Annotated in this window: 15 protein-coding genes and 2 pseudogenes; 3 read left to right on the top strand and 14 right to left on the bottom strand. The window is 36.4% G+C overall.

Annotated features, from left to right (window positions below; all coding sequences use genetic code 11):
* Together AWV75_RS16135 and ychF are read right to left on the bottom strand one after the other, a co-directional pair.
* Complete coding sequence (locus tag AWV75_RS16135) at positions 1-669, bottom strand: TIGR02117 family protein (protein ID WP_060875344.1); 669 nt, start codon at positions 667-669, stop codon at positions 1-3.
* Positions 670-751: 82 nt separating this feature from the next.
* Positions 752-1,846, bottom strand: a complete 1,095-nt coding sequence (ychF, locus tag AWV75_RS16130; RefSeq protein ID WP_060875343.1) for a redox-regulated ATPase YchF — start codon at positions 1,844-1,846, stop codon at positions 752-754.
* Positions 1,847-2,036: 190 nt separating this feature from the next.
* Between ychF and AWV75_RS16125 the strand changes: the two genes are divergently transcribed.
* Positions 2,037-2,513, top strand: a complete 477-nt coding sequence (locus AWV75_RS16125) for a GNAT family N-acetyltransferase (RefSeq protein ID WP_060875342.1) — start codon at positions 2,037-2,039, stop codon at positions 2,511-2,513.
* A gap of 96 nt (positions 2,514-2,609) precedes the next feature.
* Here AWV75_RS16125 and AWV75_RS16120 read toward each other — a convergent pair.
* The 4 genes and pseudogenes from AWV75_RS16120 to aroB all read right to left on the bottom strand — a co-directional run.
* Positions 2,610-2,906: pseudogene (locus tag AWV75_RS16120) on the bottom strand (DNA primase); the annotation flags it as partial.
* 98 nt (positions 2,907-3,004) lie between these two features.
* Positions 3,005-3,979 carry a deoxyhypusine synthase family protein gene (locus tag AWV75_RS16115; RefSeq protein WP_002985058.1) on the bottom strand — a complete coding sequence of 325 codons (975 nt, stop codon included), beginning with the start codon at positions 3,977-3,979 and terminating at the stop codon, positions 3,005-3,007.
* A 26-nt stretch (positions 3,980-4,005) separates the two neighbouring features.
* Positions 4,006-5,409, bottom strand: coding sequence for an arginine decarboxylase (locus AWV75_RS16110; RefSeq protein ID WP_060875341.1), 1,404 nt, complete (start codon positions 5,407-5,409; stop codon positions 4,006-4,008).
* Positions 5,410-5,708: 299 nt separating this feature from the next.
* Positions 5,709-6,776 carry a 3-dehydroquinate synthase gene (gene aroB / locus AWV75_RS16105; protein ID WP_060875340.1) on the bottom strand — a complete coding sequence of 356 codons (1,068 nt, stop codon included), beginning with the start codon at positions 6,774-6,776 and terminating at the stop codon, positions 5,709-5,711.
* A gap of 94 nt (positions 6,777-6,870) precedes the next feature.
* On the opposite strand from aroB, the gene AWV75_RS16100 reads away from it, so the two are divergent.
* Complete coding sequence (locus AWV75_RS16100; protein ID WP_060875339.1) at positions 6,871-8,043, top strand: proline dehydrogenase family protein; 1,173 nt, start codon at positions 6,871-6,873, stop codon at positions 8,041-8,043.
* Between the two features lie 80 nt (positions 8,044-8,123).
* Here AWV75_RS16100 and AWV75_RS16095 read toward each other — a convergent pair whose 3' ends face one another.
* Positions 8,124-8,513 (bottom strand): hypothetical protein, encoded by a 390-nt coding sequence (locus AWV75_RS16095; protein ID WP_060875338.1) that lies wholly within the window; start codon positions 8,511-8,513, stop codon positions 8,124-8,126.
* A gap of 238 nt (positions 8,514-8,751) precedes the next feature.
* Here AWV75_RS16095 and AWV75_RS16090 point away from each other — a divergent pair, with 238 nt between their 5' ends.
* The gene (locus AWV75_RS16090) at positions 8,752-9,282 is read left to right on the top strand and encodes a DMP19 family protein (RefSeq protein WP_060875337.1); all 531 of its coding nucleotides are present in this window, start codon (positions 8,752-8,754) and stop codon (positions 9,280-9,282) included.
* A gap of 88 nt (positions 9,283-9,370) precedes the next feature.
* On the opposite strand, the gene AWV75_RS16085 is transcribed toward AWV75_RS16090, so the two are convergent.
* From AWV75_RS16085 to AWV75_RS18905, 7 genes and pseudogenes are all read right to left on the bottom strand, one after another.
* Positions 9,371-10,240, bottom strand: a complete 870-nt coding sequence (locus tag AWV75_RS16085) for an AraC family transcriptional regulator (protein WP_060875336.1) — start codon at positions 10,238-10,240, stop codon at positions 9,371-9,373.
* Positions 10,241-10,504: 264 nt separating this feature from the next.
* Positions 10,505-12,466: an OmpA family protein gene (locus AWV75_RS16080; RefSeq protein WP_060875335.1), complete on the bottom strand. Its 1,962-nt coding sequence runs from the start codon at positions 12,464-12,466 to the stop codon at positions 10,505-10,507.
* A 12-nt stretch (positions 12,467-12,478) separates the two neighbouring features.
* Positions 12,479-13,411, bottom strand: a complete 933-nt coding sequence (locus AWV75_RS16075; protein ID WP_060875334.1) for a PorP/SprF family type IX secretion system membrane protein — start codon at positions 13,409-13,411, stop codon at positions 12,479-12,481.
* Positions 13,412-13,422: 11 nt separating this feature from the next.
* On the bottom strand, positions 13,423-14,748 hold the full coding sequence (locus AWV75_RS16070; RefSeq protein ID WP_060875333.1) for a gliding motility-associated C-terminal domain-containing protein: 1,326 nt from the start codon (positions 14,746-14,748) through the stop codon (positions 13,423-13,425).
* A gap of 56 nt (positions 14,749-14,804) precedes the next feature.
* Entirely contained in the window at positions 14,805-15,353 is a 549-nt protein-coding gene (locus AWV75_RS16065; protein ID WP_060875332.1) for a hypothetical protein, read from the bottom strand.
* Positions 15,354-15,422: 69 nt separating this feature from the next.
* Complete coding sequence (locus tag AWV75_RS16060; protein WP_060875331.1) at positions 15,423-19,946, bottom strand: hypothetical protein; 4,524 nt, start codon at positions 19,944-19,946, stop codon at positions 15,423-15,425.
* A 64-nt stretch (positions 19,947-20,010) separates the two neighbouring features.
* A pseudogene (locus AWV75_RS18905) lies at positions 20,011-22,056 on the bottom strand (hypothetical protein); the annotation flags it as partial.

Genomic DNA, 22,056 nt, shown 5'->3' with positions numbered 1-22,056 from the left:
TTATTTATAGTGCCTAAATATTCCTTGATCATGCAAGGTCCACAAGGCTGCTTTTTGGTTAATTTGTTTCAATCCTTGATTTACCCAGGTATTACAAGTATAGAATAAACTATAGCTTCCCCTAGCTTCATAAAACGCATCTGATTGATGATATCCTTCAACTTCAATGCGTTGATACGCTTCTTGTTTCTTGTCAAAACTAGCATCAATATAGTGTACTAATGCTTGATATTCCTTTTTAGACAGTTTTAATTCTACTGTATGTTCATCCTGTATCCATGTGGTATAAGCCGTCACATGCATCGCCGATTCTCCGACTCCTGATAAGGCGCTCAAAGCTGTGGTCATACGCAAATCACTCCATGAAGGGGTATCAATATAAAACCCTTTATCTCCCCAACCAAAAGCCAACCACTTGGCTCCATTTAGGGGTTGCTCCACTTTTGTATGCCAATCCATGACTTCATGTACCACTGGCACAACAAAATCGGTATGTACCCCATTGGTGGACAAGTAGATAATCACTTCGTCTTCTGTTGATGGTATTTTTTCATTTACGCTCTTACTAGGCACAAAAGACAATCCATAAAAAACGGCTACGTAAACCACAACAAATGTAAAAAAACACAGGATAAACACTTTTAAAAAACGTGCGATTTTTTTTAGCATATTCTACACAATCAAAACCTAAATATACAAAAAAAGAGAGGCTTTGTTAACCTCTCTTTCTTCTATTCTTCTTTTATTATCCTTATACATTAAAGCGGAAATGCATCACATCACCATCCTTAACAATATATTCTTTTCCTTCTACTCTAAGTTTACCAGCTTCTTTTACTTTTGCTTCAGAACCGAATGTTACATAGTCATCATAAGCAATTACTTCCGCGCGAATGAATCCTTTTTCAAAATCAGAGTGAATCACACCTGCTGCTTGTGGTGCAGTATCGCCAATATTAATCGTCCACGCTCTTACTTCTTTTACACCTGCTGTAAAATACGTTTGCAATTTCAACAACTGATACGCTGAACGGATTAATTTTGACGAACCTGGTTCTTCTAATCCTAAATCTTCTAAGAACATTTGACGCTCTTCGAATGTTTCTAGTTCAGTAATATCTGCTTCAGTTCCAACAGCCAATACAATTACTTCTGCATTTTCGTCTTTCACTAGCTCTTTTACTTGCTCAACATAGGCATTTCCATTTACTGCTGCCCCTTCATCTACGTTACATACGTATAATACTGGTTTGGTCGTAATCAACTGGAAAGCTTCTAGCAATTCTTCTTCGTCTTGATTTTTTGCTTCGACTACACGAGCTGATTTTCCAGCTAATAATGTTTCTCTGATTCGCTCTAATAAATCAGCCTCTACTTGTGCTTCTTTATTTCCTGTTTTAGCAGCTTTTTTTACTTTTTCCAAGCGTTTTTCTACTGTTTCAAGATCTTTCAATTGCAATTCAATATCAATTGTTTCCTTATCGCGAATTGGATTTACTTTTCCATCTACGTGTACAATATTATCGTTATCAAAGCAACGCAACACATGAATGATAGCATTACACTCGCGAATATTTCCTAAGAATTGATTTCCCAATCCTTCTCCTTTACTTGCTCCTTTAACTAATCCAGCGATATCAACGATTTCTACTGTTGCTGGTAAAACGCGCTCTGGGTTTACCAATTCTTCTAATTTTAATAAACGTGGATCTGGAACGTTTACAACCCCTACATTGGGCTCGATTGTACAGAATGGGAAGTTAGCACTTTGTGCTTTCGCGTTTGATAAACAATTGAATAGAGTTGATTTTCCAACATTAGGCAATCCTACAATACCTGCTTTCATATCTTTAGTAACTTAGTATCTTTTTATAATGGTTGCAAATATATTCAAATTTTACAGAAACTCTTCTATAATCCGCTACATTAAAAGGAAGAATAGCATCTAAAAACGCAAAGTACTCCTTTTTTGACCCTGAAGTTTCCCTGAACCAGCAGAAAGATTGTATTTTTACCTTTGATTCAATTTATAGTCTATGTTACTGGAAACCCTTCAAATTAAAGAGATTCACACTCCTCCCTATCCCATGCACTTACTTTTACTTGCAGATGAAACAGTAGAGGCCATTGAAAAGTACGTGTATGATAGTCGCGTCTATAGCGTTTGGAAAGACGAAGAAGAACTGGCAGTTTTTTGCCTCTATCCACATGATGCCGCTTGTTTAGAAATTAAAAATATAGCTGTTAGCACCGCCTATCAAAACCAACATATTGGCAGTTTTTTACTTGAGAAGATTAAAGAAATTGCACGCCAACAAAACTACCAAACCTTACTCGTAGGGACTTCTGACACTGGAGAAGCTCAGATTCGCTTCTATGAGCGCAATGGTTTTGTGCTATACGACAAGCGAAAAAACTTCTTTATAGACCATTATCCTGAACCTATTTTTGAAAATGGCAAACAGATGATCGATATGGTTTTGTTGAAATATACTATTGGAGATAAGCCATAAACAGTAAGAGGATGCTTATATTCTCAGGCACATTTTCAAAAAAAAGGCTATCGCATTGCGATAGCCTTTTCTATTTTATATGACTTGAAACTGTTAATCTTCTTCGTCAGCAATTTCTAAATCCTTCAATGCATCTAATGAATCATCTGCAGGATCTACAAAATCATCTTCATCTTCGTCATCGAAATTTTCGATACGATCGGCTAACTTAGTACTTACTTTAACTAGATAGATGGTGTCTTCTGTTCTCACTTCTACAGCCTCAACAGTTTCGTTTTTAATATTTTTAAAACGAATAATATCTGAATCGTCATAACCATCAGGAAATTTCTCCACTAAAAGTGTCAAAATTTCGTTTGTTAATTTCGCGTAATCAACAATTACTCTCTTCATTTTATATTTATTGCTTTATTTCGTTTTCAAATGTAATAGCTAAATCCTAATTAACAAATAAAATGCCAATTATTTTATCAAGATTTTTTATCTATTCATTACTGACCTAAAATGTATGCAAACACTAATGGAGCCACAATTGTTGCATCTGATTCAATTACGTATTTTGGTGTATCAACATCTAGTTTACCCCAAGTAATCTTCTCGTTTGGCACTGCCCCAGAGTAAGATCCGTATGATGTTGTAGAGTCAGAAATTTGACAGAAATATGCCCAGAAAGGAACATCTTCCCACTCTAAATCTTGGTACATCATTGGTACAACACAGATAGGGAAATCTCCAGAGATACCTCCAGCGATTTGGAAGAATCCAACTCCTTTACCTCCAGAATTAGCACGGTACCACTCTGTTAAGAAGATCATGTACTCGATTCCAGATTTTACTGTATGTACGTTTAATTTACCTTTAATTACGTTTGACGTAAAGATATTACCACAAGTTGAATCTTCCCATCCTGGAACTACAATTGGCAAGTTTTTCTCAGCAGCAGCAACAATCCAAGAATCTTTAGGATCGATTTCATAGTATTGCTCTAATACTCCAGAATTTACCACTTGGTATAAGAATTCATGTGGAAAATAACGCTCTCCTTTTGCTTCAGCAGCATGCCATACGTCTTCTAAGTGTTTTTGTAAACGACGGAATGCTTCTTCTTCTGGAATACAAGTATCTGTAACGCGGTTATAGTGATTGTCTAATAATTCTCTTTCTTGCTCTGGCGTTAAATCTCTATAGTTTGGTACTCTTTTGTAGTGAGAGTGCGCTACTAAGTTCATTACGTCTTCCTCTAAGTTTGCTCCTGTACAAGAAATAAAGTGAACTTTATCTTGACGGATCATTTCAGCTAATGAAATACCTAATTCTGCAGTACTCATTGCTCCTCCCATAGAGATAAGCATTTTTCCACCTTCTGCTAAATGCAATTCGTATCCTTTTGCAGCATCTACTAATGCAGCAGCATTAAAGTGTCTATATTGATGCTCAATAAACTGACTAATTGGTCCTTTACTCATTTTATTAATCTTTTATATTTTATTGTTTATTTATTTTTGTTGTAACCTAATATTTCTAAAACTTCATCTGCCGTTTGCTGTTCAGAGAACAATTCAGAAGCAATGATTCCATTCTCGTCTTTATCAATCAAGATGTGTTTTGGCTGAGGGATTAGACAGTGGTGAATTCCACCAAATCCTCCAATCGTATCTTGATATGCTCCTGTATTAAAGAACCCGATATACAATGGCTTCTCTTTGTTATACTTTGGCAAATAAATTGCGTTCAAGTTCTGTTCTGAGTTGTAGTAGTCATCGCTATCACAAGTCAATCCACCTAACAAAATACGCTCATAAGCATCGTTCCAACGGTTAATTGGCAACATAATAAATCTTTTGTTAATTGCCCATGAATCAGGTAATGTAGTAATGAAAGAAGAATCAATCATATTCCATTTCTCTCTATCATTTTGTTGTTTTTGATACAAAATTTCATAGATCGCACCACCACTTTCTCCTACGGTATAAGATCCAAACTCAGTAAAGATATTTGGCACATCTACTTCTGCTTCTTCACAAACAATTTTAATTTGATTGATGATTTCATCGACCATGTATTGGTAATCAAATTCAAATGCCAATGAGTCTTTAATTGGAAATCCTCCACCGATATTCAAACTATCTAATGTTGGACACTCTTTTTTCAGTGTAATATACACTTTTAAACATTTCACTAATTCATTCCAATAGTATGCCGTATCGCGGATTCCAGTATTGATGAAGAAGTGAAGCATTTTCAATTCTACTTTTGGATTCTCTGCAATTTGCTTTCTATAAAAAGGCAAGATACTTTTATATCCAATTCCTAAACGAGACGTATAAAACTCAAATTTAGGAGATTCTTCTGATGCAATACGAATACCAATTTTGAAATTTTTCTCAATTTGGTCTTGCAACAATTCTAATTCTTCGTAATTATCAATAATTGGAATTGTTTTTTCGTGTTTGTTGTTGATCAGATTTGCAATATTATCGATGTATTGTGAACGTTTGAAACCGTTACAAATAACGAAAGTATCTTTGTTGATTTTACCTGTCTCCAATAATCTTTCTACGATGTTTACATCAAAAGCAGAAGACGTTTCTACGTGAATATCGTTTTTAAACGCTTCATTTAACACATAAGAAAAATGAGAACTCTTTGTACAATAGCAGTAGTAGTAGTTTCCTTTATACTTGTTTTTTTCCATTGCCTTTCTAAACATTCCTTTTGCTTTTGCAATGTTGTCTGAAATTTTTGGCAAGTATGTAAATTTTAATGGAGTTCCGTATTTTTCAACTAATCCCATTAAATCGATATTGTGAAATTGAAGGTTATCTTTATTCAATTTAAACTCCTCTTGCGGGAAGTAAAAAGTTTGGTTGATTAAGTCAACATATTTTGTATTCATTTGAAAAGTCAATTTTAAAAGTTATTAATTATTGTAATTTAAACGGTACTACAACCGCTTTTCAAACTCTAATATTGGCAAATACAATAGGAAGCTTGTTTCTAAAACGGAATGAGTTCAGAGCTTCCTTTGAATATTTAATAATTGTATATACAAAATTAGCCTTTTGTTTTCTCACAAAACGCTTAATGTTCCTTCGAGATGAAACACATAATCTAATATATAAAACATCTATTTTCACGAGCGCAAATGTAACAAAATATTAAATCGAATTTCCAAAAACACGATTAAAATCGCGACTATTTTAAATAATCCTCAAACCCTTTCACTATCAAATCCTTAGACACCTCCCTATCATAAGAACACTGCCCGATATTTGCTAGTAAAACCATTCGAATCTCTCCTGCCCTATTTTTCTTATCAAACTTTAACCATTCAACTATTTCTTCAATGTCTGTTTGGGTAAATAATTGTTTACCATAAATATATTGTATAGACTCTTTGATTTCTTGATAAGTGGTGGGATTTAACCCTAAATCAACAGTTGAAATATACGCTTCTACAACCATACCAACCGCAATGGCCTCTCCGTGCAACATACGATTTTTTGTTGGATTTGTCAAACAATAACTTTCCACTGCATGTCCAATGGTATGCCCAAAATTCAATATTTTGCGTACCCCTGCTTCTTGAGGGTCTTCTTGTACAATTTGATTTTTGATTACAACCGAATGGTAAATCAACGTTTCAATATCGCCAAAATCAACTTCTGCAATAGCCGCCAAGTGATTAAAATAGGTTTCATCATAGATTAAACCATGCTTCAACATTTCAGCATATCCTGATTTTAGCTCCCTTGGATCCAAGGTTTCTAAATAGGAGGCGTCAATGATGACCATTTGAGGCATTGTAAACGTACCAATTGCATTTTTTACTCCTTGGAAATCTATACCTGTTTTTCCTCCAATAGAAGCATCAACCATAGCGAGAAGTGTTGTTGGAACTAAAAAGCAATCAATCCCTCTCATATATGCAGCGGCTACAAAACCACCTAAATCAGAGACTACTCCCCCTCCAACTGTAATAACCGCACTGTGTCTATCCAGTTCCAAATCGAGCATTGCAGACCAAACCCCTTCACAGGTTGCTAGGTCTTTGGCTGTTTCACCTGGTTCAATTTCTATAATTTCAAAGGGAATTGTTGTCGGAAGGTTGGCTAAAAAATGAGGTAAACAAAGTTCGTTACAAGTTGAATCTGTTAAAATCAGCAACTTACTGTATTGTTTTTCGTTCAAAAAGTTACCTAAAATCGCATAACTTTCTACGCCAAAATAAATAGGATAATCCGCTGTTTCTACTTTTATCATTTAAATTCATTTTTCTATACAAAGTAAAGTATAAATATTTGAATAAAAACTAAAAGAGTAGCTATATTTGCACAACAGTTATTATTAGCAAATAATGAAAAATTTATTTAACAATACAGAAGTAGCTTTTGCACTTAAGAATAATAAGGAGTTGAAGAGAGCTCACTTTTTATTTAAAATGATTAGCAAACCCGCACTTGTAAAAATGGGGTCCTCTTTAGCTAATTTTGCCATCAAAACTCATTTACCTGTGACGGGATTAATACGATCGACAGTTTTCGACCATTTTTGTGGGGGTATAAACGAAGAAGATTGTTTGAGTGTAGTTGATAAAATGTACAACCAAGGAGGAGTTGCATCAGTATTAGACTATTCTGTAGAAGGAAAAGAAACAGAAGAACAGTTTGATGCAGCCTTAAACATGACCATTAAAACGATTGAATTTGCTAAGGCTAGACCTGACGCTATTCCATTTGCGGTTTTCAAACCAACTGGATTTGGTCGTTTCGATATGTTTGTTAAAAAAGGAGAAGGTAAACCATTTACTGCTGAAGAAGAAAAAGAATGGGAACGCATTGTATACCGTTTTAATATGGCTTGTAAATTTGCCTATGACAACGACGTTCTTTTGTTAATTGACGCAGAACACAGCTGGATGCAAGATGCAGCGGACGCTATTGTACTAGATATGATGCGTAAATACAACAAAGAAAAAGCATTGATTTACAATACGGCTCAAATGTATCGTTGGGATCGATTCCAATTCTTGAAAGATTTACACGTAATTGCAAAAGCTGAGGGCTTTCATATTGGAATGAAAGTGGTTCGCGGTGCTTACATGGAAATCGAAAGAGAACGCGCTGGGCAAAAAGGCTATAAATCTCCTATTTGCGTAGATAAAAAAGCAACTGATATCAATTATGATGCTGGTGTTACTTTCATGTTAGAAAACATGGACTGTATGGCTTTATTTGCAGGGACTCACAACGAAAATAGTTCAAAATTAGTGATGGAGTTGATGGAAAAACACAACATCGCTCATCATGATAAACGACTTTTCTTTGGTCAATTATACGGAATGAGTGATAACATCAGTTTCAACTTGGCTAAAGCAAACTACAATGTAGCGAAGTATCTTCCATTTGGTCCAGTACGCGACGTCATTCCGTACTTAATTCGCCGAGCACAAGAGAATACATCGGTAAAAGGTCAAACAAACCGTGAGTTAGATTTGATTGAAACAGAAATGAAAAGACGCAAAATTTAATTGCTGCTTACTAGCTTATATACCAAGAGGGTGCCCCAAAAGGGCCCCCTCTTTTTTAAACCAATTTATATAAGTACAAACTATCTACTACAATTAGCTGACCAAATTTTGCCCTCTTTTGTATAGGCAATAATCAAAGTACTCGCATCAATTTTGATGAGATGCGCTTCATCTGAACCAATATTAATCACTGTATTTTCACCGTCTTTCTCAAACTTAACTCCTGTTAGATTGGGAATCTTATCTGAAAAGATAAAATTATAATCCTTGCCAATCTTCACAACTTCTACATTGCCATTTTCAGCATCAATATGCGTTTCTCCTTCTGTATAGGTGATATGTCCTTTATATTTCCCAACAAAAAGATCATTATCTGTGGGATCATCATCCTTACTACATGATAAGGATACAAAAGCGATAATACTACATCCTGCTAGTACCATTCCAATTCTTTTCAGTGTGTTTTTCATAATATTTTTGTTTTTAGTTACTTAATAATGAAACAAGAATCACACTATTCCCCTCTTTGTTATATTTTTTAACATTTACCACCTATTAATCAACCATACAAGCATTATCTTTTAACAACCTCTATTTTAAAACTGTGGAATCTCTGTAGAAATATTCTACAAATCACACTAAATCCATGCTACTCAATTGTGATTTCACTTGCAATTCTTTTACCTTTGTTTTTTAAAGAAACAGACCATGAGAGAATTTCCCTCTATTTTGATATCTAAAGATGCCCTTGAAAGCAATACAGCCCTTGCCGTTGTACATTCAAATATTTCGGTTATTAACTATCTGCGCCATTCAGAAGTAGGCGATGATGAATTACATCCAGACGCCTTTTCAAGTTATTGTGTTGATTATTATTACAATACAGTAAAAAATGAAGGGTTAGCTGCCTTTATACACAAAACGAAATGGGATTTGGATTTGATTGAGATTATTCAAGCGGGATTAACAGCCATGAATGCGACAGAACATGTAGCTTACTTCGAAAAGCAAATGCGTCAGATGAAGCTTTTTAGTAAAATCAAACTAGCTAAGTTTCTACAACATCCTTTCGAACAAGGCAAAGAAACAGCACAATTAGTAGAAGATAAGAATTTCCCTCAGGAAGATTTAGTTTTATTAAATGCCAATTGGCTCAAACAACATCCCGATACACAAGTTGTTACTATTGAAGAAATGCAAGAAATGATAACTGATTTTTTAACTGAAGAAAAAAATTAGTACACAATTAAAGCGGAACATCTATTATCTGGTGTTTCGCTATAGATTTTGATTGTACAGTCGTTTGACTCTTGTCTCTCACTAATAGCTAACTATTTCGTCTGTATTCATCTGGTGTTTGGCGTACATATTTTTTAAAAAAACGCGTAAAATAAGAGCTGTCTTTAAAATTTAGCCGATAAGCAATTTCACTAGCCGATAAATTCGTGGTCATCAACAACCTTTTGCTTTCCAATAAAATGCGATCACGAATTAAATCACCTGCAGATTTACCTTTCATCTTTCGACAAATGCTATTTAAATAGTTGGGAGTTACCCGTAAGTGTGTCGCATATTCTTTTGGAAACTTATATTCGTAAAAATGATTTTCAATCAACTGTTCAAAATGATCCACGAGAATATTAGAATTAACACTTTCGTGTTTGATTTGATTTTTTCGGTCAATTTTCCGCTTAGATATTAAAAGTATTTCTAGTAAATAGATGCGAATCAAATTGATATTTTTATTTATTTCAAGTTTTAGTTCATGTAAAATACTTTGAATTGCATGCTCTACTCGATTACCTACAGCATTATTATCCAATAAATTATGTGTAGTGAATCGATTAAAAAAAGCTAATTCTTGAACAAATAAATGATTCGTAATGAATTTGGTCAAAAAAACAGATTTAAAATTAATGATGTACCCTTTAATACTCTTGCTTACACTCCAACGTTGTTGTTCAGCATTACCTACAAAACAGATATCCCCTTTTTTCAACTCAAATGCTTGCCAATCGGCGTAATATACCCCCTCTCCTTCTGTAATGTAAATCACCTTAAAGAAGTCTTGCTGGTTTAGGTCAGTTAAACTGGTTGTTCCTAATTGCAAGGCTTGATCAATTTCCATTAATACAAAATCATGCCTATTTCCACTTGCATCATATAAAGCATAGGTATCAAAAACAGTGTTTTTCATTATAAAGCAATTTTTCACATAAATTTATAAAAATAAATAACAAAAATCAATAATATTTAAAAATATTAAATATTTTTTAGTTAAATAAACCCAAAAACACAAGCAACCAATCTGTTTCTATAGGAAGGGAGATAAGAGATTCCTGTGTTGGAACAAAAAATGATTCAGCTGTTCAAGGGGTAGAACAGCTGAATACACTTTGTTAAAAATTAAATTTTCAAGCAGATTCTTCGAGTAACTATAAACTCTTGGGTTGTCTCCCTTTTATATGGCAACAATGATGAATTCACTGCGTCTATTGACTTGATGCTCAGTTTCTGTACAACGTACACCATTGCTACAAGAATTGAGCAATTGTGTTTCTCCATAGCCACGTCCAGTTAAGCGACTTGCTTCTATTCCTTGTTCTTTCATCCACTGAATGGTGGCTTTTACTCGACGATCTGATAAGTTCAAATTATAGGTATCATTTCCTCTGCTATCTGTATGAGAGCGTACATCAATTTTCATGGTTGGATGTGCTCGCATAACTTCGACGATCTTCATTAGTTCTATTGCTGCATCTCGACGAATAACCGCCTTATCAAAGTCAAAATAGATAGGTTTCAGCTGTAATCGCTTAAATAAATCATCGTTGACCTCTAATGGCTTTATCTTGCGTTCTAATCCAATATCAAACGTTTTAGTTCCAGAATCGCGATTAGGCGTAAAAACTAACTCTACGGTATTGTATGCTTGCTTTTCTGCTTTTATACGATACTTCACCTCACAATTTAAATCTGAAAGAGCATAGCGCCCTTCGTTATCTGTGTGAAGTGTATCCCTTTTTTGATATAAGGCATCTGAAACGATAATAGATGCATTGGCAAGTAATTCTTTTGTAGCTAAGTCATAGACGGTTCCTTGAATACTTTGTTTACAGGGTCTTTCAGTGAGTAGATAAATATCATCTGCCCCTATTCCTCCTGCTCGGTTGGAACTTACAAAACCTTTACCCTCTTTTGGATTCAAATACAATCCGAAATCATCCAGGCTACTGTTGATTGGCTCCCCCATATTAACGACAGGACCAAAACTACCATCAGGATACATTTTAGCAACAAAAACATCCATTCCACCTAGTCCGGGATGTCCATCTGAAGCAAAGTACAACTGATAATCTGAAGAAATAAAAGGAAAGCTTTCTCTTCCTTCGGTATTGATTGCCTTACCTAAATTCTCTACTGGACCATATCCATCATTTTGATACAAAGCAACGCGATACAAATCGGATTGTCCCACACTTCCTTTTCGATCTGAAGCAAAATACAACCATTTTCCATCAGGAGTTAAAGCAGGATGGGCAGTATTGAAATTATCCGAATTGATTGGCAATTCCAATACTTGTCCCCACGTCCCATCCGTTTGCTTTAAAGCGCTGTATATTTTTAGTGAAGAATTATGCGCTTTATTCTGTTTGCTTTTCCCACTTGGTTTGGCATTATTTCTTGTAAAGAACATTCGATTGCCATCTGCTGTAAAAACAGCAGTAGCTTCATTGACATAGGCCGCTTCATCCAAAGGAAAACGCTCGGGGCGTCCCATGCCGTTTTCATCAATTTGCGCTTGATACAAGTGCGTATAGCTTTCATTGGTCCACGAGTGAATCTTACCTTTACTTTGATTATCTGTATCTCGAGCGGTTGTGAATACCAATTGATTGCCAAGTAGCGTACCGCCATAATCAGAATATGCACTATTGATAGGCAACAACTGCAGATCATAGCGATTGGAGTGCTTATCAATATGGGTAAGATAATCTCGATTCTTATTGTACTTCGTTCCTCTTTGATCTTGTTTTTCAAGGAGTGAAAATTGATTCATCAATTCTTGAGATTTCTCGTAGTCCTTAACAGCCTTTAAGGTTTGGCTATAGCGATAGTAGTATTCTGACGGAAGTTCGCTTACATTTTTATTCTCATATTGCCCTTCAAATAATTCAGTATACCATTTATTCGCTTCTGTCAATTTTCCGTTGAAATAGTAGGCATCGGCCAAATTCTGTAAAATAGAACCATTGATGTAGCCCTTTTCCGCCATGCGTTCATAAATCTCAATAGCATCGATATAGGCCGTTCGATCAAAATGCTTATCGGCTTGTTTCTCTTTTTTAATCTGACCATAGCTTAGGTTTCCAAGACTTAAGCTAAGGGTTAATAATCCAACTTGTATGATTCGTTTTACCATAATACTTTCTTTTTAGAAGAACCTCGGCGCAGCAACGCGCTTGTAGCTGTTAAACAAACTAAAACGCATAAATATTTCGTGAGAGCCTGAATTGTAGCGAGCTAACTTACTCGTTTCAGCATCATAGCTGTACCCGACAAAAATGTTATCAGACACTTGAAATCCAACTAATCCACTTATTGCCGCATCCCAACGATAAGCCGCCCCAAGCGTAAACTTATCTAAGAACATAAAGTTGGCACTGACGTCCATTTGCAAGGGTGATCCCTGTTCCATTTTCACCATAGCAGCAGGTTTGAATTTCAAATTGGGATTTAGGTCAAAAACATAACCTCCCGTTAGGTACATATGCATTTTTTGGCGAAGTGTTCTCACCTCATTGTCATCATACCGCGATCTCGTCAAGAGATGAGGCGCGGATAATCCAACATAAGCTTTCTCAGAATACAAGAATAATCCAGCTCCAATATTGGGTGAAAATTCATTCTTAATATCATCTTCTGCCACCGGGCCTGTTGGATTGTAAATGTGTAATTTACTGTAATTTACATCTAGTAAGTTCGCCGATCCCTTTAACCCAAAGGCCAACTTATATTGGTGATTCAAATCAATGGCATAAGATAAATCAACGGACAAGGTATTATCATCCATGACTCCCAAATGATCATTGACAAAATTTACACCTAATCCCAATCCAGAGTCTCCCAAGGGTGTATTGACAGATAAGGTAGCTGTTTTAGGTGCGCCCTCTAGTCCCACCCATTGCGTGCGATATAACCCGAAGATCTGTAATCCTTCTCTACTTCCTGCATAAGCAGGGTTGATATTGGAATGATTATACATGTATTGGGTATATTGTGGATCTTGCTGTGCATACGTTTGCGTTATACCAACCAAACCTAAGCTTAGAAGAAATACGGTACGTGTTGTCTTTTTTAGTCTCATGTTTTTGTGGTTTAATTGGTCTCTAAATGTAAGTTAGCCGCTTTCTTAATCATGCGACTACCATTGGCATCTGTATATTCATAGGTTACAATATAGTAGTACGTTCCGCTCGGTAATTTTTTCTTTTTGTCTACCGTAATTTTACCTTCTGAATATCCATTAAATACATTCATACTTCCATCTCCATTTGGATCATATCCTGTCGTTTCATATACTTTTACTCCCCAACGGTTGTAAATTTCCACTCGGTTATTCGGGTATTTTCGGATGTTATCTATGATAAAATAATCATTTTTACCATCGCCATCTGGTGTTACTAAGTTATAAATGACTACATCTTCTTCTAAGATCCAATCTGCTTTTACCGTACCCAAGGTGAAGTATCCAAAATTTTTAATTTGTGCTGGTGTAGAAACCGTTCTCGTTGACATATCTACTACCCCACCTTCATCAACCCATAGCTGTTGTTTTTCATCCCAACGAAGAATATGAAGGTCGCGCTCCACATCAGTCAATAAGGAAGGTAACGTTGTGCGTTCATCCCAACTTAAGCTCAAGATTACCGTTTCCACCTCTTTGGACTTTCCTTCTAATTTCCAGTACTCTCTGTTGTTCAATTCTTTCACAACACCTGTCGTGGTTTTATGGGTTTCAAAAAAAGCAGTATCATTGAATCGATATTCTGCTACAACGGCATCTGTTTTACTCTTAGGTGCACTAATCATCGCTTGTCGAAAGTAGGTTTGATCTCCAATTGGAAACTCAAATCGTTCATTTCCAATTTTTTCCACCTTTCCTTCTGCATGTGAACGATCACTTGTACCAGCAGCAGTTGCTCCTTCATGGAACGTCAACATACCATAAGAACCTTCTGTTATCGGATTGAAGGATTCATCTACTTTTACAATTCCATCTTTAAACTCAAGCGTACCAAAAACATCCATGTTGTTTTTGAGATCAAAAGCAACCAAAGGCTTACTATTATCTAATTCGATATTATAAAATTGAGAGAATGCATTCCCACTAATAAGCTGAGTGCCTTCTTCACCTTCATATCGCTTAAAAATGGCTTTACTGCTATTTGTCGTTCTACTTTTACTCCCACTATAACCATAGTGACCATCATTATTAAAATTTCGAAAAAAGTAAACCGTTCCATCGTTAATTACTTTTCCATCTGCTGTATTGGTAAAGTCAAAACGAGTAGCGAGTGTTTCATTGGATGCTACAAACATTACTCCTGTATTAACCATTACCTGTTGCGCTGTATTTTGTGCCTGAACTACGCCAGCCAAAAGGCCAAAGGCAAGTCCTATCGTATACTTTTTCTTTTTCATGTTCTAGAATTTTAAACTGTACTTGCTGTTTTTACCAAATTTCCAAGGAAATATCCTCATTTGACTTTCCAAAAAGACCATTCTTTTCCATTAAAAATGCACAGCATTTTTGATACGGTATCAAAGGCCATTGTTCCCGCTTTTGGGCTTAAAATGTTCAAATGTGGGCTCTCCATTTTTGGTAAAACCATCGCTTTACTGTTTGATTCTAAAACAAGAACACCTGATGCAGTTGAAGTTCGACTTCCTAAAACGGAAGGCACTACGGTTGCCTGTTCAGCAAAGGGTTGTTGAATACCTAGGTCAACATTTCCTTCTTGGATCGATAGATCTACCCAAGTGGACTCCGTGCCTCCTTTATAGTACTTTACTTTTTTGTCGTTCGAATCAAAAATTAAAGTACCTCCAACAGGTGTTGTTACTTGTTGTGCACCCGTTACCCAAGGCAAGATGATCCCTCTATTATCATTGACTTTAAAATCTAGGATTACATCGCTTCCTTCTACCATCTTTTTTCCAATAGCTGTTTGTCCAACAGCTGAAGCAATGCTGAAGCAAGAACAAACGATAAAGAAAAAGAATGATTTATTTATAATATTTGTCATAGCAATTCAAATTTAGAATAGTGGAAAAAGGAATTCACACCTGTTCCTTCCCTTTTCCACAGTGATTAACTATTCATCCACACATCCTTGATCTAAACAGCCCCAATTGGTTCCGTTATACATCTTTAGACAATTGATTGTTGTATCATATACTAGCATGCCTTCCACAGGACTTAGTCTTTCGATTTGAGCCGTAGTCAAACGCGTGATGACAAATCCTTTTGTTTTTGATTCTAGTATCATGAAGGCATTTCCTCGATTCGGAATCCATGTTTTATCTGGTCTATTTAACGTTGTAATTGCCAAATAACCTGCTGAATCCAATATATTTCCACTGTCCCCTTCTACTGGATCGTAGTAACAAACAGTACAGTACTCTACTTCCAAAGACCCATATACTTCTGACGTTATTGCATTTAAACATAAATCATCCGATTCATTCAACAATTCAAAATCAAGGTATAAGGGTGATTCACGTTGTCCTAAAGCAGGATTAAGTGGATCAATATCTTCCATGACGATTCCTGCGCGATTTGGTGCTTTCACTTTGAATGTCAGGGTATGCTCTCCTGGAGGGAGTACAAAATCTTCAATAATCAAACTACCTAATTCAGACGTATCTACAATCACAGCACCACCAAAATTAAGTGAGGCTGATGTCAAGGAATTATTTACATAGGTAAATTCGTCATTGAAGTTGAATTCTGACATCATATCCTGAATACTAAAAGCATTTGGATTTTTCACTTTAACAGCTACAGTAACGACATCATTTTCAACATAACATCCTTTATCTGTTAAGGCGCTCACCACTTCTATTGGCAATGGTCTTTCGGTTGGATCTCCGGTTGCTAACGTACGCGTTGGTTCGCATCCCGTAGACAAGCGATCACAACTCAGTAATTCTACTGTTCTAGCTGGACCATCAAGTGGTTGATAACTCAGTTTCCCTCTGTTTTCATATACTCCTGCTGGTGCATCAAGGTCAAAAATCGCCTTCGCTCTAAAGGTCAAGGTTGATGTACCTGGTACTTCTATATTTTGAATATCAAGTGTACTGCTTTGTGCATACGCGTTAATCGTTGCTTGAGCAACTGCAGTATCATCAATTGACAACGACTCGCTTACCCATTTCATCCCTGCAGGTAATACATCAGAGAAATTCACCTTGTATGGCGCACAGTTTGTATTTGCGATGCGGAACGTATACGTTGCCTCTTCACAAAGTAATATTTCTGGTGGACCTTGTTTGGTGAAGATTAATCCTTCTTCATTTGGTTCTGGTAATGGAGGTAAACAATAGAAATCCATAGGACCAATTCCCATGCGCATATTTCCAGCTCCTGCTCTTCCTGTATAGGTATGAACAACATAGATTTTTTCTACAGGAACATCAAATTCTACATACATTCTTCCTTTCGGAGACGCATAACTAGATGATTTATGTCCTTTTGCTCTATTTTCCTCAATTTTATAAGTTGGTTTAGCAGAAACATAACTTAGATTTGGCATGACGACTCCCGCTCCACAAACTCCATATACTTCGATATTACTATAGCGATGGCCATAGCGGTCAACTTCAAAAATTTCAAATGAACTCGCTGCTGCTTTTAAAGAACCATTCTGTTTGAGCACAACTTCAGTCACCATTTTCTTATCCCCTGAACCTCTTCTTCTGTATTCTCTTAAAGAGCGATACGTTGAAGGTCGAGGGTAACGGCTTCTCAAAGAAGAGGGTGTTTCTACGGTTACTTTTACATCAGCTGTAAATCCGTCGCCTAAATTAAACGTTTGTGTAGTGGCTCCTTTTGCCCAGCTATTCTTTGTAAACTCTAATCGTTTTACGCCACTGAAATCACAAGACTCACATATTCCTGGCAATGCTTTTGCTGCAAATGTAAAATAGGTAAATTGGTCTTTCGGAAATTTATAATTCACTTGGTGTCCATCGTATAAGTATTCCATTGGAATAACGCGGTCCCATTGGTTAGCCGTTAATTTACCTGGAGAATCTGCAACCAACAAGAACACTTGCCAGTTGGGTCCATTAAAAGGAAATTGTGAATCTGCTGCGCGTACGAGTATACTTTGATCGAAATCCGTATTATCGACCATCCAAATTCTACCACTTAATTTGGAATCCATTTCTCCACAAATCGTTTGATTTCCAGCAAAAGAGAAACGCGTTAATGCTCCATCATTATGCCCCCAAGTTACTGCCGTTCTGTCTTTTTTAATGACGCCTAATTCGGGATCATTCCCTAACTTAGTTCCCACTCCCATGTGGACAATCGAACCTAGATCAGTTGATTTTGATTGGTAGTTGTACAAATCGGCATCATCATCACGTACAACAGACGCCACATTGTGATGGAAATTTCTGTGTGATGCATCATTCCCATTCCAAATAGAGGTATTATCCGAAAGTAGGTAATTGAAGTTTGGCGAAACGCCTGTTCCCAATTTAATGGTAATAGCGTATTTAATTCCCAAGTACGAGTTTACTCTTGATCGTTCATTGGCTGTCAGCACACCTTCATATAAAATCACCTCTGGCATTACCCCTTTTAAGGTGTAGCTTTTAGAGGAACTTCCTAGTCCTAACATTCCAGGTCCGTTCATCAATACGTTGGTGTATTTATGCGTTACAGATTCGGAATGTCCTCCATCGAACTCAAAAGTAACACTCGTTCCAACATCCCAGTGATATCCGGCAATGGTAGTTGCTCCTGTATTAAACAATCGGCTTGGGCTATTTGTCAATCCAGAAGAACCGATACGTCCTAATCCATCAACATTACTTGAACCTCCTTTATACACTCCAAACGAAGGTCGTCTTGCGTTGGTTCCGATTGTCTGTTGACCAAACCCTATAAAATAGGATCGCGATGAACTTTCAAAGTCGTGATTTACTACCGCATAAAAGGCCACATCATCAGGCACAGCCCTAGACATAGCGGCTTTATCGGTAATCAAATAATCTTCCCATTTACGGAAATAAGGTGTTGGGTGGAAGTTTGTTCGCTCTTCCGCTTCCAAGTATAAAGGTGCAGATCCATTTGCTCCTCTTTTTCTATAGGTTGTTCCCATCCCCGAGTGATCTACCCAGTTCACCACCTCTCCTCGACTATCTACTGTAATGGTATTTTTCTTTGACGCATTTAACCACATTCTCAGTCCGTTGCTTACTCCTCCTGGAGCTACAAATTCAGAAGTAAATCCAATATAATCTCCATCGTTAATGACCACGTTTTTGGCCACTCCATCAACTACTTTATAAATACGCGATTGACTTGGAGGGAAGTTTGGATTGGCACTAACCAACAACCAAGTTCCAATTCCTATACGGGCATTCACTGTATAAGAGCTCTGCCCTGTTGCTTTGGCCTTGAGTTTATAATTAAATAAAGTCGTTAATTTTTCTTGTTTTACCACTCCAGTAACGGGATCTGTATGTACCTGTAAGGTATAATTCATAAAGGCTGTTCCTGCTAAATGTGCATACGGTTGATTTCCTTCTAGTCCATTACCCCCAAACATCAAAGCGTTTTTATCTGGTAATGTTGAAGTATTCTCAGCATTATTTTCCTGAAAATCTCCTAATGACACAGCTAAAACAGGATTATCCGTACTCATAGCTTGCTTTTGATACAATCCACTTTGATCATCTCTGGCGATACCAAACACATCTTTTGCATAGTCATAGTACCCTGGTAAAATGCTACTATAAATAGGAGTTCCATTGGATAAAATATAGTTATCATATATACTTACCCCATACTTAACACCAAAATGAGTATTGATTTTACGCAACTCATCTGTAGTTAAAACCGCTCCAGAAGTTCCCGCTGGTTTAGACAAAACAATAACCTCCATGATTTCTCCATAGTAGTAATAAGGATTGGTTGTTCCTGAACTCGCTCCTCCAATTACACTTTTTGTTTGTCCTGTTGCCATCGTTCTCCCTGCCATGGTTGAGGTACTCACGACACCATTAAGTATTTGACTCTGGGGTGTTGCTGTTTTATTCGGCATCATTGCAATACCAATTCCATAAATATTCCCATCATTACTGTGGGTATAGGAGCTTCCTCTCGTTTCATGCCACAAACGTTGAGCCGTTGACCCCGTACCTGCTGTCCAACCATAGTTATCACCACTAGAGGCGGTATTCAAGGTAAAAACAGGAGCATATTTTAATGAACCTGAAAACGATTCATTTTCCAAACGGGAAATCCAAATGACAAAATAGGATTTATTGGGATCCATCTGAAAATTTCCAACCGATTCTAATCTTCGTCTTTCATTATTAGCTGTAGTTGCATCTTCGTCATTATAGAACTCTACAGCTGGATGAAAGTTCATCGCCGATTTAATAAATCTAGGATAATAGCCTGTGGTATTCGCAAAATGTCTTGAGTTTCCTGATTTGTCCATCCAAATTGACACATCATCCCCATCATGTATCGGGGTGGTTGTCAATTCATCTGCTTTTAACCAATATTCTATGGTTGTTCCAGTTACTCCTCCTGGAGTTTGAGCCATAACCAACATAGAACATAGGAAAAACATTATTAAATATACTTTTTTCATACATTTTTCTTTTTTTAACCCTTGCTAAAATTGCTTTCAGCAAGGATCTAGTTACTGATGTTGCTTATTTTTTCTCCATTAATTGCTCCAGTTTCTCTAATCGCTCTAAGACTGTCGCTTGCTCTTTTTTCATTTGATCAATTTGGTCTTGTTGCTCGATTGTATGTAGGAATAATTCTTCTACTTTTTCTAATAACTCAACAGAAAGATTAGTTAAATCAAATCCATATCCACTTTCGTTTTTATTTAACTCACTGATTGGTGTAACACCTGGTAAGTGATGGTTCTCTTTGACGAATCTTGCGATATCCGTTAATGTATTGAACTCATAAGTCAGCTTGATATCTGAGCTACCTGTAAAATACTTTTCAAATACATAATCCGCATATACTGCATTGGTTGTAAAATACTTCCCTGTTGTAACTACATCTCCAGCTACAAATAATTTAGCTGTCGTTTCGGTAGCTGGAATTTGATTGGCTCCAATAGCAATCGTACCAGTTTGGTAAATATTTTGTGTATTCAATGTTGCTATAGTAGATGATCCTTGTACCAACCATGGTGAAGCTGATAGTAAAGATTTATCCGCCCAGCTTGGAATATTGCTTCCATTCGTTACTAACACTTGATTTGGTAAAAGAGATTTAGCCATATCTTCTAGTAGGATTGTTCCATCTTTGATATGTGCCGTTGTAATTCCATCATCTGCAACCTTAATACTCGCTTCTTTTAATAGCGTTCCTGTACCGTCTGTTACTGTAATTGAAGCGTCTGATTTCAACTCTTTTCCTGCCGTAATCTTTGTTACATCCACCTCAGGTGTACCAGGTACCCATGAAGTTCCATCAAATACTAAGGCTTGCCCAGCTGCTGCTACAGCTGCACTTACAGGATTACCCTGGATTTTAGACAAGGTTGTCGCTCCTGCTGCTCCTGTTACATCTCCAGCTAAGGTTACACTTCCTAAATCAACTTCTTCTTTCGATCCGTCGTCTTTGATGTAATAATATTTGTTGTTTGTTACATCATAGTAAACATTTCCATATTGATTTTTTAATTGATTAATGACTTCCGTAATGAAAGTGTCATTCATCGCAATTTCTTTGACATCTAATTGTACTTTGTTTCCATCAGAATCCGTAACAGTTAACATATCAGCATCTAACGTGAAGCTAGTATTCGTGGTGTTAATTGCTGACCAGTCTACTTCTCCTTTCGTTCCATCTTCTTGGATATAGTAAAATTTATTATCTGTTACATTATAATATACATTACCATATTTACCCGTTAATTTGTTTACTATCTCTGTAATTAAGGTTTCGTTAGCTACTAATTCCGTAATGAACGTAGCATTATTCGCAATCTCTTTGACATCTAATTGTACTTTATTTCCATCAGAATCCGTAACGGTTAACATATCGGCATCCAATGTAAAACTTACATTGGTTGTATTTAACGTTGACCAATCTACTTCTCCTTGTGTTCCGTCATCTTTAATGTAATAGAATTTGTTCTCGGTTGCATTGTAGATGACATTACCGTATTTACCAGATAGTTTATTGACGATTTTCGAAATCAACGTTTCGTTTTCTGTCAAGTTGGTGATAAACTCATCGTTATTCGTTAGTTCCGTAATGAATGTTGAATTATTTGCAATCTCTTTAACATCCAACTGTACTTTATTTCCATCAGAATCGGTAACTGTCAACATATCTGCATCCAATGTAAAGCTTACGTTGGTGGTATTTAACGTTGACCAATCTACTTCTCCTTGTGTGCCGTCACCTTTGATGTAATAGAATTTGTTCTCGGTTGCATTGTAGATGACGTTTCCGTATTTACCTGATAGTTTATTGACGATTTTCGAAATCAACGTTTCGTTTTCTGTCAAGTTGGTGATAAATTCATCGTTATTCGTTAACTCCGTAATGAACGTAGCATTATTTGCGATCTCTTTAACGTCCAATTGTACTTTGTTTCCATCAGAATCCGTAACGGTTAACATATCAGCATCCAATGTAAAGCTTACGTTGGTTGTATTTAACGCTGACCAATCTACTTCTCCTTGTGTGCCGTCATCTTTGATGTAATAGAATTTATTCTCGGTTGC

Source organism: Myroides odoratus (assembly GCF_001549985.1).
Lineage (GTDB): Bacteria > Bacteroidota > Bacteroidia > Flavobacteriales > Flavobacteriaceae > Flavobacterium > Flavobacterium odoratum_A.
The sequence above is the reverse complement of the archived record's forward strand: the minus strand, read 5'-3'. Positions and strand labels throughout refer to the sequence as shown.